Annotated in this window: 10 protein-coding genes and 2 pseudogenes; 3 read left to right on the top strand and 9 right to left on the bottom strand. The window is 63.9% G+C overall.

Annotated elements, in window-relative coordinates; genetic code table 11:
- Both pyk and AC2VOU_RS00455 read left to right on the top strand, forming a co-directional pair.
- Positions 1-1,298, top strand: a 1,298-nt coding sequence (gene pyk / locus AC2VOU_RS00460; RefSeq protein ID WP_486955580.1) for a pyruvate kinase, incomplete at its 5' end; no start/stop codon positions are given.
- Positions 1,299-1,333: 35 nt separating this feature from the next.
- Positions 1,334-2,194: pseudogene (locus tag AC2VOU_RS00455) on the top strand (acyl-CoA thioesterase domain-containing protein).
- 20 nt (positions 2,195-2,214) lie between these two features.
- On the opposite strand, the gene AC2VOU_RS00450 reads toward AC2VOU_RS00455, so the two are convergent.
- From AC2VOU_RS00450 to AC2VOU_RS00415, 8 genes are all read right to left on the bottom strand, one after another.
- A complete protein-coding gene (locus AC2VOU_RS00450; RefSeq protein WP_486955579.1) occupies positions 2,215-2,712 on the bottom strand; it encodes a DUF4190 domain-containing protein in 498 nt (165 codons plus the stop codon).
- Positions 2,713-2,756: 44 nt separating this feature from the next.
- Positions 2,757-4,427: a thiol reductant ABC exporter subunit CydC gene (gene cydC, locus AC2VOU_RS00445; RefSeq protein WP_486955578.1), complete on the bottom strand. Its 1,671-nt coding sequence runs from the start codon at positions 4,425-4,427 to the stop codon at positions 2,757-2,759.
- Positions 4,402-6,069 carry a thiol reductant ABC exporter subunit CydD gene (cydD, locus tag AC2VOU_RS00440; protein ID WP_486955582.1) on the bottom strand — a complete coding sequence of 556 codons (1,668 nt, stop codon included), beginning with the start codon at positions 6,067-6,069 and terminating at the stop codon, positions 4,402-4,404. Before cydD ends, cydC begins: the two co-directional genes overlap by 26 nt.
- On the bottom strand, positions 6,066-7,106 hold the full coding sequence (gene cydB / locus AC2VOU_RS00435) for a cytochrome d ubiquinol oxidase subunit II (protein ID WP_486955577.1): 1,041 nt from the start codon (positions 7,104-7,106) through the stop codon (positions 6,066-6,068). The genes cydD and cydB overlap by 4 nt, the downstream gene beginning before the upstream one ends.
- Positions 7,107-7,132: 26 nt before the next feature.
- Positions 7,133-8,581, bottom strand: a complete 1,449-nt coding sequence (locus tag AC2VOU_RS00430; RefSeq protein ID WP_486955576.1) for a cytochrome ubiquinol oxidase subunit I — start codon at positions 8,579-8,581, stop codon at positions 7,133-7,135.
- Between the two features lie 96 nt (positions 8,582-8,677).
- The gene (locus tag AC2VOU_RS00425; protein ID WP_486955575.1) at positions 8,678-9,280 is read right to left on the bottom strand and encodes an HdeD family acid-resistance protein; all 603 of its coding nucleotides are present in this window, start codon (positions 9,278-9,280) and stop codon (positions 8,678-8,680) included.
- Positions 9,281-9,330: 50 nt separating this feature from the next.
- Positions 9,331-10,656 (bottom strand): adenylate/guanylate cyclase domain-containing protein, encoded by a 1,326-nt coding sequence (locus AC2VOU_RS00420; RefSeq protein ID WP_486955574.1) that lies wholly within the window; start codon positions 10,654-10,656, stop codon positions 9,331-9,333.
- Positions 10,657-10,814: 158 nt separating this feature from the next.
- Entirely contained in the window at positions 10,815-11,315 is a 501-nt protein-coding gene (locus AC2VOU_RS00415; protein WP_486955581.1) for a ferritin, read from the bottom strand.
- A gap of 603 nt (positions 11,316-11,918) precedes the next feature.
- On the opposite strand from AC2VOU_RS00415, the gene AC2VOU_RS00410 reads away from it, so the two are divergent.
- Entirely contained in the window at positions 11,919-13,424 is a 1,506-nt protein-coding gene (locus AC2VOU_RS00410) for a SulP family inorganic anion transporter (RefSeq protein WP_486955573.1), read from the top strand.
- A gap of 48 nt (positions 13,425-13,472) precedes the next feature.
- On the opposite strand, the pseudogene AC2VOU_RS00405 reads toward AC2VOU_RS00410, so the two are convergent.
- Positions 13,473-13,773 (bottom strand): annotated as a pseudogene (locus tag AC2VOU_RS00405) (hypothetical protein); the annotation flags it as partial.

Genomic DNA, 13,773 nt, shown 5'->3' with positions numbered 1-13,773 from the left:
ACAGCGATCACAAGACCTCCTATGACCGCGTGCGCGCCGCCTCCGACGCAACTGGCCGCGCGGTGGGTGTGCTGGCCGATCTGCAGGGTCCCAAGATCCGGCTCGGGCGCTTCGCCGACGGGCCGACCTACTGGGCCGACGGCGAAACCGTGCGGATCACCGTCGCGGACTGTGAAGGCAACCACGACCGCGTATCGACTACCTACAAACAGCTGGCCAAGGATGCGTTACGCGGCGACCGAGTCCTGGTCGACGACGGCAATGTCGGTTTGGTGGTCGACCACATCGACGGCGACGACGTGGTGTGCATCGTCACCGAAGGCGGTCCGGTCAGCAACAACAAGGGAATGTCGCTGCCCGGCATGAGCGTCTCGGCGCCTGCCTTGTCGGAGAAAGACATCGACGATCTCGAGTTTGCGATGCACCTTGGCGTCGACATGGTGGCGCTGTCGTTCGTCCGCTCTCCGTCGGACGTCGAGTTGGTGCATGAGGTGATGGATCGCGTTGGTCGGCGGGTGCCGGTGATCGCGAAGCTGGAGAAGCCCGAGGCAATCGACAATCTCGAAGCGGTCGTGCTGGCTTTCGACGCGGTGATGGTCGCCCGCGGCGATCTCGGCGTGGAGTTGCCGTTGGAAGAGGTGCCGCTGGTTCAAAAGCGTGCCATCCAGATGGCAAGGGAGAACGCCAAACCCGTGATCGTGGCGACTCAGATGCTCGAATCGATGATCGAGCATTCGCGGCCGACACGGGCGGAGGCATCCGACGTGGCCAACGCCGTGCTCGACGGCGCCGACGCGGTGATGCTGTCCGGCGAGACGTCAGTGGGCAAGTATCCGTTGGCGGCGGTCCAGACGATGGCCCGGATCATCTGCGCAGTGGAAGAGAATTCGACCGCCGCGCCGCCGTTGACGCATGTACCGCGGACCAAGCGCGGCGTGATCAGCTACGCCGCCCGCGACATCGGCGAACGGCTGGACGCCAAGGCGCTGGTTGCCTTCACCCAATCCGGCGATACGGTTCGTCGGCTTGCGCGACTGCACACGCCGTTGCCGCTGCTGGCCTTCACTCCGCTGCCCGAAGTTCGCAGCCAGCTGTCGATGACATGGGGCACCGAGACGTTCATCGTCGGAATCATGCAGACCACCGACGGCATGATTCGCCAGGTCGACAAATCGCTGCTGTCGCTCGGCCGCTACAAGCGCGGCGACACGGTGGTGATCGTCGCGGGCGCACCGCCGGGCACCGTCGGATCGACCAACATGATTCATGTGCACCGCATTGGCGAAGACGACGTCTGACCGAGACGGACCGTTAGGCCGTTAGGCTAAGCCCGGTGTCTGACTTCGACGAGTTGATAGAGGTGCTGGACCTGCACCACGAGGGCGACGACGTCTTCGTGGGAGCACACCCGAGCAAGAATCCGCCGCGGACATTCGGCGGTCTGATGATGGCGCAGTCGTTCGTGGCGGCCAGCCGCACGCGGGCCCGCAACCTACCGCCCAACGCGCTGTCGGCACACTTCATCAACGGTGGCGACCCTGCCAAGGACATGCGGTTCCAGGTGATCCGGCTACGCGACGAGCGCCGCTTCGCGAACCGTCGTGTCGACGTGACGCAGGACGGCATGCTGCTGGCGACAGTGATGATTTCCTACCTTGCCGGCGGCAGCGGTCTGGAGCATCACGTCGAGCCACCCGACGTCGCCGATCCCGAGGACGTGCCCACGCTGCCGGAGCGGCTCCGTGGCTACGAGCACCGGGTGCCGCTGTTCGTCAATGCATTGCAGCCCATCGAATGGCGGTACACCAACGAGCCGTCCTGGGTGATGCGCGAGAACGGCAATAAGCTTGCCCACAACAGGGTGTGGGTCAAGGCCGACGGGGAGCTGCCGAGCGATCCGGTCCTGCACATCGCGACCATGCTGTAGTCCTCGGACACCACAGTGCTCGATTCGATCATTACGACACATGGACTTTCGTGGGGATATGACCGCATTTTCGCGGCGACGGTAAATCATTCGGTCTGGTTTCACCGTCAGGTGAACTTCAACGAGTGGCACCTGTATTCGACGTCGTCGCCGGTTGCGGCGGATTCGCGCGGCCTTGGTACCGGCTATTTCTTCGACCGCTCTCGGAGGCCGGTAGCCACCGTGGTGCAAGAAGGCCTGGTGAAGTACTTTCCGGACAGCCGGTAAAGCTTTGGCGCAGAACGACTCTAGCGCGTCGATGCCGGAGTCAACGAGACATGCAGACGGTCTTGCACGCTGTGTCGGAACTGATCCGCGCACTGCTGTTCTGCGGCTGGGTTGTTGCCGGCTTTCTGCATGCAGGCGATGTAGTCGCCGCCACGGACGTCCTTCCAGACGGCCATCCAGATGGCGATGAACGCCACGCCGACGACGATCGCCAAAGCGCCCAGCACAATGCCTGCGATGGCGACCCCGTCATTGTTGGCGGTCCCGCGCTTGGCCCGGCCGTGCCCGACGGCACCGGCGACGACGGCGATGGCGCCCAACGCGATGGGAGCGAATACCGTTGCGACAGCAAGCAAGCCGACAACGGCCAGCACCAGTGCGGCGACCCCCAAGCCGTTCCTCGGCGCGACCGGCGGCGGGGGCGGGGGATAGCCGGGTGGGTACGGATACAGCGGCCCGGTGTGCGGTACTTCCGCGGGGTTCTCCCGTCGAACCGGCTGATCCGACGATCCGGTCATCGCTCGCTCTCTCACTCAACCGTCATGGGCGACTGCCCTCAACGCTACCCGCTGGTACCGATCGCCAGGTTCGGGCATTGAAAGCCGACCGGCACGTGGTGGGTAGCCACTACGACTGTCCGCTCCGGGGCGATCAGGCCACCGGCGGGGTTCAACAGTTGGCCGAGAATCGTGTCGGCGGAATCGGCGTCCACATGCTCGGTGGGCTCGTCGAGCAGCACAATCGGTGCGGGCGAGATGAGCACCCGGGCGAGCAGCAGCCTCCGGCGCTGACCGGCCGACAAGGCCCGCGCGCCGCCAGACATTACTGTGTCAAGTCCGTCCGGTAGCCCCGCCAGCCACTCATCCAGGCCGACCTGTCTGAGCGCGTCGAGCACTGGCCGATCCGGGCAATCGCCGCGCGCGACCAACAGGTTGTCCCGGACGGTCGTCGCGAAGATGTGCGCGTCTTCTGCGAAAAATACTATCGCGCTACGGATTTCGGTTTCTTCGCGAAGCCGCAACGGTGTTCCGTTCAACGTGACCTGGCCGTGCAACGGTTCGAGCAGACCTGCCAGGGTCATCAGCAGTGTCGTCTTGCCGGCGCCGCTGGGGCCGGTGATCGCGAGCCTGGCACCCGGCGGCAGATCGACCGTCACGGCGACGGGGGAGTGGCGACTCCGATGTCCCACCACCAGGTCGGCGCTGGTCAAGTGTCCAGTCGACGGCCCCGCCGGACGTGCGGCCACCGCGGCGACCGGCAACGCGTCGCCGCTGGGGTTCAGCTCAAGCAGACGGCGGGCCGCCAACCGGGAACGCGTCAACTGGACGGCCGCGGGCGATAGCGAGGTCGACGCCTCGAACGCCGAGAGCGGCACAAGCATCAGGACCGCGAGCGTCGTCGGCGCCAGTGAGCCGGCCATACCGATCCCTGCCACCGCGGTTCCGACCACACTGACGCCGATCGCCGCGGTGGTCATCGCTTCGGCGAACGCCGCCGGCCGGGCCGCGACGTCGATGACCTCGCCCCAACGGCGCTGACGCCGTTGCGAATCCCGGACGATATCGCTCAACCTGCCGGCCACTCGAAGCTGGTCCGCATACTCGAGGGCCAGCATCGCTGATACGTCGCGAGCGCAATGTTGTTCGTGTGCAATTTCTTCCTGAGCCGAAGCCGCTTTCGCGGCCAGCAAGGGCGCAACGACGTCAGCGGCCAACAAGCATGCGGCCATGATCGCACCGGCCAACGGCGAGATCACGCCGACGGTCACGACCGCCGCCACAGCGAGCACAGCGGCGACACTGAACGGCAGCAACGAGCGGACCAGCACGTCGGCCAACTGGTCGACATCGGCGCCGAATCGCGTAACCAACTCACCGCTGTGCAATTGAGCGGCAAGTTCGGCAGGACCATGCGCCAGTCGGTGGTAGACCAGCGTGCGGGCATGGCCGCCGGCACGCAATGCGGTGTCGTGACTGACCAGCCGCTCGCAATAGTGCAGCACACCACGGGAGATCGCGAAAGTTCGGACCGCGACCACAGCGATCGACAGGTCCAGTATCGGCGGCATTTGCCACGCACGGGTGATCAACCAGGCCGAGAGCCCCGCCAACGCCAACGCGCTGCCCTGCGACAGCGCGCCGAGCGTAATCGCCAACAGCAGGCGGGGAATTCGCGGCTGCAGCAGGCGCACCGCAGCGAGCAGCGGATCAGACGTGAACACGAGCGATGTCACCGGTCCCGGTCACCTCGACTATGCGGTCGGCGATGCCGACGACTGACTCCCGGTGGCCGACCAGGATCACGGTGGCGCCGGTCCGGGCCCGGTCCACGACAGCCCGCAGAACCCGGGCCTCGGTCGCGGCGTCCAGGTGGGCGGTGGGTTCGTCGAGCAACAGCAGCGGCGCCGGCGACCCGAGTGCTCGAGCCAGGCCGAGGCGCTGCCGCTGCCCGAGTGAAAGTCCCACGCCGCCGCTTCCGATGACCGTGTCGAACCCGTCTGGCAGATCGCTGAGCACGCTGTCGAATCCTGCTGTCGCGCATGCACGTTCGATATCGTCGAGCGCGCCGAACACCGACAGGTTGTCAGCGACGGTGCCTGGGATCAGAACGGGGCGCTGCGGCAGCCAAGACAGCTGCCGCCACCACGCGGTCGGTTCGAGTTCGGTCGTGGAGATCCCGGCCACGGTGACCGCACCGGTGGCCGCGGTGATTCCAGCCACGACCTGAAGCGTCGTGCTCTTTCCCGCGCCGTTCGCACCGGTGAGCACGGTCACCTGACCCGGACGAATCACCGCGCTGAGTCCTCGGGGGCACAACCCGTCTCGACCTGCGACGCTCAGATTCTCGAGAACGATCACCGCACCCCGCGCCGCGACGGTACGGGTACCCCGCGCGGCGGGGGCGGCACCCTCGATCAGCGCGAACGCCCTGTCGGCCGCGGCCCGGCCGTCCTGTGCGGCATGGAATTCCACGCCGATGCGTCGCAATGGCCGGTAGACATCAGGCGCAAGCAGCAGCACGGTCAACCCAGTGGTCAGAGTGATCTGGCCGAAGACCAGCCGCATTCCGATGCCGACCGCGATCATGGCGACGCTCAAGGTGGCGAGAAGTTCCAGCACAAGCGCCGACAGAAACGCGATCTTCAGCGAAGCCATGGTCGAACGTCGTTGCACCGCAGATAGGTCGGCGATACGCCGTTCTGGTCCGGCAGCACGCCCGAGCGCACGTAGCGTCGGAATTCCTGCGATCAGGTCCAGTAACCGGGCCTGCAACGTAGCGATCGCATCGAGCGCGGCCGCGGACCGCTCGGCCGTCGCCAGCCCGATCAGCACCATGAAGACCGGGATCAACGGCAACGTGATCACAACGATCACCGCCGACCGCACGTCGTACAGACCAACCACCACTGCGCTGGCCGGGGTGAGGATCACCGCGAGCACCAGCGCGGGCAGGTACGAAGTGAAATATGGGCGCAGCGCGTCGAGTCCACGGGTGACCACCGCGGCGGCGGCGTCGCGGTGCGCCGCCAAGTGCCTCGGCGGATAGGCGGTCACGGCGGTCAGAACCTGGCCGCTGAGGTCGGCGATCGCGGCGCTGGCTCCCCGTTGGCCGAGGCGGGCCTGTAGCCAGTGCGTCACCGAGCGCACCGACCACACCGCGGCGAGAACGGCCAACAACGGTGCCCATCTTTCGACGCTGCGCGCGGACGGATCGGTGATCACCCGGGACACGATGTGCCCCAATAGAATTGCTGATCCGGTGGCGCACCCGGAAATGACGGCACCGCAAATTGTTGTCGCGACTAGAAATTGGCGAAGTGCCGGTGATGTTCGCCAGAGCCGGGGATCCAACGGTCCCCGGCTGCTCGCGCTCAGCTCGCCCGCCTCGCCAGCCCTATGGAAGGCGGTATGTGGTCAGCCGAGATCCGTTGCCGGAAAACCCAATACGTCCAGCCCTGGTAGATCACGGTGAACGGCGCCATGACTGCGGTCACCCAGGTCATGATTTTGAGGGTATACGGGGTTGACGACGCGTTGTAGATCGTCACGTTCCACTGCTTGTTCAGCGTCGAGGGCACCAGGTTCGGGTAGAGCGCGCCGAACAACAGAACGACGACTGCCGCCACGACCAGTGCGGTGCACGTAAACGCCCAGCCGTCGGACACGCGACGCCATACCAGCGCGACAGCAGTCAATTGGGCAACCACTGCGACCCCCAGTACCAACCATGTCCACTGCTTGCCGTGAGCCAGTTGCGTCCACAGCCCGAACGCCGCGACCAGTCCGGTTACCGGCAGCGCCAGGTACTTACCGAAGCGGTGGGCGTCATCGCGGATGGCCCCCGCTGTTTTCAGGCTGACGAAAACCGCGCCGTAGAACAGGAAAAGGCCCGCGGTGGCCAGGCCGCCCAGCAGCGTGTAGGCGTTGAGGACGTCGCCGATCGACAAAGCGACCTGTCCGTCGGCATCAACCGGGAGCCCGCGCACCAAGATCGCGAAAGCCACGCCCCACAGCACAGCCGGCAGCCACGAACCCGTGGCGATTCCGATGTCTGCCCACCGGCGCCACCTGGGGTCGTCGACCTTCCCGCGCCATTCGATGGCGACCGACCGCACGATCATGCCAACCACGATGGCCAGCAGTGGCAGATACAGCGTCGAGAACACGGTGGCGTACCAGCCGGGGAATGCCGCGAACATCGCTGCGCCAGCGGTGATCAGCCAGACCTCGTTGCCGTCCCAGACCGGTCCGATCGTGTTGAGCGCGGCGCGACGATGAGGTTCTGCGTCACCGGCACTGACGCGGGCGAAGGGCGCCATCAGCATCCCCACACCGAAGTCAAAGCCTTCGAGAATGAAGAAGCCGAGGAACAGTAGCCCGATGATGCCGAACCACAACTCTTGCAATCCCATTCGTCAGCTCCCTTGGTCAGCAGGCTTTAGTAGGCGAAGGACAGGGGTGCCACTTCTTCGGTGCTGGGTGGTTGCGGCGGAGCCGGTTCTGCGTCGTGCTCCAGGGGCCCTTCGACGATGTACCGCTTGAGTAGCCAGAACCAGATCACCGCCAGAGCTGCGTAGATCAGCGTGAAGGTGACCAGCGAGGTGACGACGACGCCCGAGGCGTGGTGTGAGACCGCTTCGTGCACGGTGAAGCGCAGCCGGGGGTCGCCGGTCGGATTGGGCGCGACAATCCAGGGCTGACGCCCCATTTCGGTGAATACCCAGCCGGCGATGTTGGCCAGAAACGGCGTGGGGATGGCCAGCAGCGCGAACCGGGCAAACCAGCGCTGGTTCGCGATGTATCCGCCGCGTGTCAGCCACAATGCGGCCAGCGCGAACAGCACCGGAATCGCCAGCAATCCGATCATCATCCGAAACGACCAGTAGGTGACGAACAGGTTCGGCCGGTAGTCGCCGGGCCCGAAGCGCTGCTGGTATTCGCGTTGCAGGTCGTTCACCCCTTGCAGCGTCACGCCGCTGAACCGGCCTTCGGCCAAAAACGGCAATGCGTACTGCAGCTTGATCAACGGGGTGACGTGCTGGCAGTCGTTGTGCGTGCCGATGGTCAACACGGAGAAGTCGGGGTCGGTGGCAGTGTCGCACAGTGTTTCCGCCGATGCCATCTTCATCGGCTGCTGGCGGAACATGAGCTTGCCTTGTGCGTCGCCGGTGAACAACAACGCGACCGCGGCGGCCGGCACGACGAAACATCCGAGGATGGCAGCCGGGCGATACATCGTGCGGGCATCGTTGTCGTCTTTGCCGCGGACCATCCACCACCCGCTGACCGCGGCAACGAACGTGGCCGCTGTCAGCAATCCGCCGGTGAAAGCGTGCAAAAACGCTTGCTGGGCGGTGTTGTTGGTCAGCAACGCCACGATGCTGGTCAGCTCGGCCCGTCCGGTTTTCGGGTTGTAGTGGGCGCCGACCGGGTGCTGCATGAAGGAATTCGCGGCGATGATGAAAAACGCGGACGCCTGGACGGCGATCGCAACGATCCAGATGCAGGCCAGGTGCACCAGGCGGGGTAGCCGGGTCCAGCCGAAGATCCACAACCCGAGGAAGGTGGATTCGAAGAAGAACGCGGCCAGACCCTCCATCGCCAGTGGTGCGCCGAAGACGTCGCCGACGTAGCGGGAGTACTCGCTCCAATTCATCCCGAATTGGAACTCCTGCACGATCCCGGTCGCCACCCCGATCGCGAAGTTGATCAAGAACAACTTGCCGAAGAACTTGGTGAGCCGATACCAGGCCACGTTGTCGGTGACCAGCCATGCCGTCTGCATGACGGCGATCAGCGGCGCCAAACCTATGGTCAGGGGCACGAAGATGAAGTGATAGACGGTGGTGATGCCGAACTGCCACCGCGATACATCGACAACGTTCATCTGTCATCTCCTGGACGACTGGGCCGAGTTGCTACGACGCAGTGTAGTAGATGGCTGTGACGTCTGTGATCAGAGTGTGCGCCTTAACACAGGTCGTCAAGAGGCCTTTGGCAATCCTTCCGCCAGCGCCTTCTCCATCTTGCGCGTGGCGCTGCGAATGCCGAAGGACGACACGATCTCGAACAGCCCGATCACGATCAGCCAGATGGCGACGACGAACGTCAGGATGTCGATGCTCTCCAAGGGCGCGGCGAGCATCACGATGCCGGCCAACAGGCTGATCAAGCCCAGGAAGATCTGCCAGGCACGGCCGGGCAGATGAGGATCGTTGATGGCCGAGATGGACGTAGCCACACCGCGAAAGATGAAGCTCACGCCAATCCAGATGGCCAGCAGAAGAATCGCGAGGAGGGGATCTTTGCCGAAGTGCCGAAAACACAGCACTCCCAACACCAGCGAGAAGGCCCCGCTGACGAACGACAACACCCGGCCGCCCGCGCTGACATGTAGCGCGAACGCGAAGAACACTTGTACAGCACCGGTCACCAGCAAGTAGATCCCGAACAGGGCTGCCGCGATGACTATAGAACGTTCCGGCAGAACGTAAACCAAAATGCCCAGGGTCAGCGACAGGATCCCCGACAACAGGGTCGACTTCCATAAATGTGGCAACAACTTTGGAGCAGCAATGGTTTTCATGTCTGGAAGTTTCCCACACCTGGGCGCCAAGGTGGAAGATATGCGAAGTGTCAGACCCCGGCCGTTTGCGGTGCCTTCGCGCGGACGTCACCGGAACCGGCATCAGGCTTGCGCCCGACCAGATACCAGGTGCGCATAAAACCCTTGCCCTTGACTTCGATATCGCCCCGCTCCTGCAACACGAAATCGTCTTTCAGGCGCCGGTAAACGTCCTCCGGCACTTGGATCCGTCCGACCGAATCGGTGGATTCCATTCGGGACGCGACGTTGACCGCATCCCCCCAGACGTCGTAGAAGAACCGGCGTGAGCCGACGACGCCCGCGACCACGGGCCCGGACGCCAATCCGATTCGCAGAGGCAGCGGATCACCTCGCGAATCCTTCAGAACGCGTGCGACTTCGGCCATGTCGACGGCGAAATCTGCCAGCGCCTGGACATGATCGGAACGCGGCTGCGGCACTCCGCTGACCACCATGTACGAGTCGCCGCTGACCTTGATCTTCTCCAGGCCATGCTTGTCGACCAGGGCATCGAAATCGCCGTAAAGCTTGTCCAGGAACAGGATCAACTGATCCGGTGGCATATCGCTGGCGCGCTCGGTGAAGCCGGCGATATCAGCGAACAGCACCGATGCGTCCTCGTACTTATCGGCAATGACGTTGCGCGCCGGGTCTTTTAGACGTTCGGCGACGCTGACCGGAAGGATATTCGCCAGCAGTGCTTCGGAGCGCTCGTATTCCAGCTCCATGGCCGCTTCGGCGCGCACGATCTCGCGCACCGCGTACCAAACGGTCGTCACCACCATGACGCACGCCGAAATGGTGGTGACGATAAAGCTCAGCGACAACGCCCATGCCGGTTGGGCGCCGGTGTCGCGGGGGACCAGGAATTGCAGCGTGATCACCATGCCGGCGGCGATGCCTGCCAATATCGAGGCGAGGAAAAAGCGGTCGACGCCAAGCTGCAGCACGATCAGACAGGCCGCAACCAGGAAGTAGAACTGCAACCCTGAACCGGTGCCGACGAACCAGCAGATCGTGAAGATCGACAGGTACGCGGTACCAATGAATGTCAGCGGCGGAATCAGTTCGCCGAACCGGTGCAGCATCGGCACGGTGGCGTAGATCGCGGCGGCGACGATGTTGACCAGTCCCGTCCACCACAGGTGTGGCGATGCGATGACCTGGACAATGCCGAAGCCGGCGCTGATGAAGACCGCCATCGTCGCGGTGAGGTTCAGGATCCGGCGACGCCGTTCAATGCGCTCGGAGTAGACCTGGCTGCGGGCGCGCGGTAGCGCCCGCACAGCTGCTACACAATCCGGTCTTCGCCGCGAACCTGGTGGTTGCTGGGCGGCGCATCGCTTGGCCACCACCGCAAAAGCCTAACCGTTGGACGGGTCACGGGGTGGGCCCTTGGAAACCCGAGGTTGAGCGCCAGCGGCGCGATTACCGGGTCGTAGTGCGGTTTTCTTGACGAGGCCGCCGAGCCGGCGGTCATGGACACCGGCTCGGCGGCCTACGGGACACGGGCTTAGGAGTTGATCTCTCGGGCGACGAAATCCTCGAGATCGAACAGGTTGTCGCCGGCACGCTCGGCGACGCGCAGCAGCGTCATCATCGTGGCCTCTTCTTCGCGCTGCTCTTCGAGGAACCACCACATGAACTGTTCACCCAGGTAGTCGCCTTCATCGCGGGCCGCGGCTGCCAGGGCGCTGATTTGCTTGGTGACCGTGCGCTCCAAGTCGAGTGCCAGCGCGATCGCGTCGCGCGCGGTGTCGAAATTATTGCGCGCCTCGTCGGCTCCCGGGATTTCGACCGCGAAATCCCGGTCGATGAAGTATTTTGTCATCTTTATCGCGTGTTCGCGTTCCTCACTGGCCTGCTCGTAAAAGAATTTGGCCAGTTGTGGCAGGTCGTCATTGTCAAAATGCACTGCAATGGCGGTGTATTGCTGAGTCGCGGTGAATTCGTTTCTGATTTGCGCCTGCAGGAGTGTATGAAACTGCGTTTCGGGAGTGCTGTGATTTGTCATGGCGCCCACGCTATAGCAGCTCAGAGGTGGTTGCAACGAAGGTTGCACTTATTGAGATCAGGTTTTCCTAAGTAAAGTTAGGCTCATTGGATGAATTCGTAAACCGCATTCCGCACTCAAAAGAAAGGCAGGCTTTCCTAAGTAAAGTAAAGCTTAGCGAATTCCCGTTCTGATCAATGTCGGCGGCCCTGACTCCACTGATCCACCGTGCTCACGCCGATAACTGCCGAGGCCGGTGAATGGTTGTTCAACCTGCCAAGCAACCCGGCGCTCGGCGGTCCCGCCGGAGGGATTGGACGCGGGGTCAGGATAGTTGTTCGTCGCGGCTCAGCTAGTGCCCACACCGGATCCGTTCGAGTGGACTGGTCGGTGAGTTCGATTGTGTGCTTGGGCACATCAGCGGGTGTGAGTTTGCGACCGAACCCTCCGCCGTGGGTAGAGTTTGGTCAGCCGAGCCCCGCCAGGGTGCGGATGGATCGGAGTTGTTCACGCAGCGATGCGAAAGTGCTCGGCAGCAACGCTTCTCGTGTAGTGCGGCGATTCTGCCGTCTCTCCTCTACCCACTCGCGCAGCGTCGCGCGTCCGTACGACAACGGAGCTGACATGACCACCGTGGCAACACAGGCATCGCCCGATGACGAGCAATCGGTGCTCGCGGCGCTGCGCTCACCGCGCCGGCTGCGTCGGGAGACACTGGCCGGCATGGCGGTCGCCCTCGCGTTAATCCCGGAAGCCATAGCATTTTCCATCATCGCCGGGGTTGACCCGCGAGTCGGGTTGTTCGCGTCGTTCACGATGGCGGTGACGATCGCCGTAGTGGGCGCACGGCCCGCGATGATTTCGGCGGCCACTGGCGCCGTGGCCCTGGTTGTGGCTCCGCTGGCCCACAACTACGGCGTGAACTATCTGGTTGCCGCAGTCGTGCTGGCAGGAGCGCTACAGCTGATTCTTGGCGGTCTGGGCGTGGCGAAGCTGATGCGATTCGTGCCACGAAGCGTCATGGTCGGTTTCGTCAACGCTCTCGCGATTCTGATTTTCCTCTCCCAGATACCTCACCTGCGGGGCGTGCCGTGGCTGGTGTATCCGATGGTCGCAGTCGGTATCGCCGTGATCGTGGTGCTGCCGAAGTTGACCACCGCGATCCCGGCGCCGCTGGTTGCCATCGTGGTTCTCACCGCCGCCACCCTCGGGCTGGGGTGGTCGGTCCCCAATGTCGGCGACCAAGGACAACTGCCCACGAACCTGCCGCGATTCCTGGTGCCGGACGTACCGGTGAATGTGCACACCTTCGGGATCATCGCCCCCTACGCGCTGGCGATGGCGTTGGTCGGGCTGCTGGAGTCGCTGATGACCGCGAAGCTGGTCGACGACATCACCGACACCCACTCCGATAAGTCCCGTGAAGCACTCGGGCAAGGGGTGGCCAACATCGTCACCGGTTTCTTCGGCGGCATGGGTGGGTGCGCGATGATCGGCCAGACGATGATGAACGTCAAGATCAGTGGGGCCCGCACCCGGATCTCGACGCTGCTGGCCGGATCATTCCTTTTGGCGCTCGTAGTGGGGCTCGGCGAACTGGTCGCGAAAATCCCGATGGCCGCTCTGATCGCAGTCATGGTCATGGTGTCGGTAGCCACCATGGACTGGCACAGTGTCAACCCGAAAACGCTGCGGCGTATGCCCAAAAGCGAAACCTTTGTGATGCTGTCCACCGTGACCGTCACTGTCACCACCGACAACCTGGCTTTCGGCGTCGCGGTCGGCACGTTGACCGCTATGGTGCTGTTCGCACGCCGGGTCGCGCATCTGACCGACGTGGTCGACATCGCCCATCCCGACGACCACACCCGCGTGTACGCAGTCACGGGCGAGCTGTTCTTCGCCTCGAGCAACGACCTCGTCTACCAATTCGACTACGCCAGTGACCCTGCCAACGTGGTCATCGATATGAGCGGCGCCCATATCTGGGACGCCTCGAGCGTGGCCGCCCTGGACGCCATCACCCGGAAATACAGGTCCAAAGGCAAAAACGTCACGCTGGTCGGCATGAACGACACCAGCGCACAACGTCACGCCCATCTCAGCGCACTACTCGCCGGCGCCCACTGAGCGCAGGCTGTGGCCTGTCTTGCGCAGCGCGGCAACGTATGTCGCTGATCAGGATTGCCGATGCGATCTCGTTCGTGGGGTGTCGGTGACGTGAACGGCGTGCGTTCCGGGAGTCTTGCGCAGCTCCTCGAGAAGATCGTCGAGCTGTTCAGGTGTGGTATCCCAATGCTGCACGCTCTGCGGACTGTGCGCGATGCTGGCCGCCAGGCGCTGCAGATTGACCGATGACTTGTCATCGCCGGATTTGGCCGCCCGGGTGGCCGACTCGGCCACGTCAGTGGGCGTGCGGCTGCTGAACACTCTGCGGGACAACGCGTTACCCGCAACACTTCCGCCCATCCCCGCCAAG

Source organism: Mycobacterium sp. TH-M25 (assembly GCF_057473665.1).
Note: the sequence above shows the minus strand (reverse complement) of the source record. Positions and strands in the feature narration are given on the sequence as shown.

Bases quoted from the DNA above. Each gene is read 5' to 3' on its own strand.
- AC2VOU_RS00450 (WP_486955579.1), bottom strand. From the start codon at position 2,712: ATGACCGGATCGTCGGATCAGCCGGTTCGACGGGAGAACCCCGCGGAA.
- cydB (WP_486955577.1), bottom strand. From the start codon at position 7,106: ATGGGATTGCAAGAGTTGTGGTTCGGCATCATCGGGCTACTGTTCCTC.
- AC2VOU_RS00430 (WP_486955576.1), bottom strand. From the start codon at position 8,581: ATGAACGTTGTCGATGTATCGCGGTGGCAGTTCGGCATCACCACCGTC.
- AC2VOU_RS00425 (WP_486955575.1), bottom strand. From the start codon at position 9,280: ATGAAAACCATTGCTGCTCCAAAGTTGTTGCCACATTTATGGAAGTCG.
- AC2VOU_RS00415 (WP_486955581.1), bottom strand. From the start codon at position 11,315: ATGACAAATCACAGCACTCCCGAAACGCAGTTTCATACACTCCTGCAG.
- AC2VOU_RS00410 (WP_486955573.1), top strand. From the start codon at position 11,919: ATGACCACCGTGGCAACACAGGCATCGCCCGATGACGAGCAATCGGTG.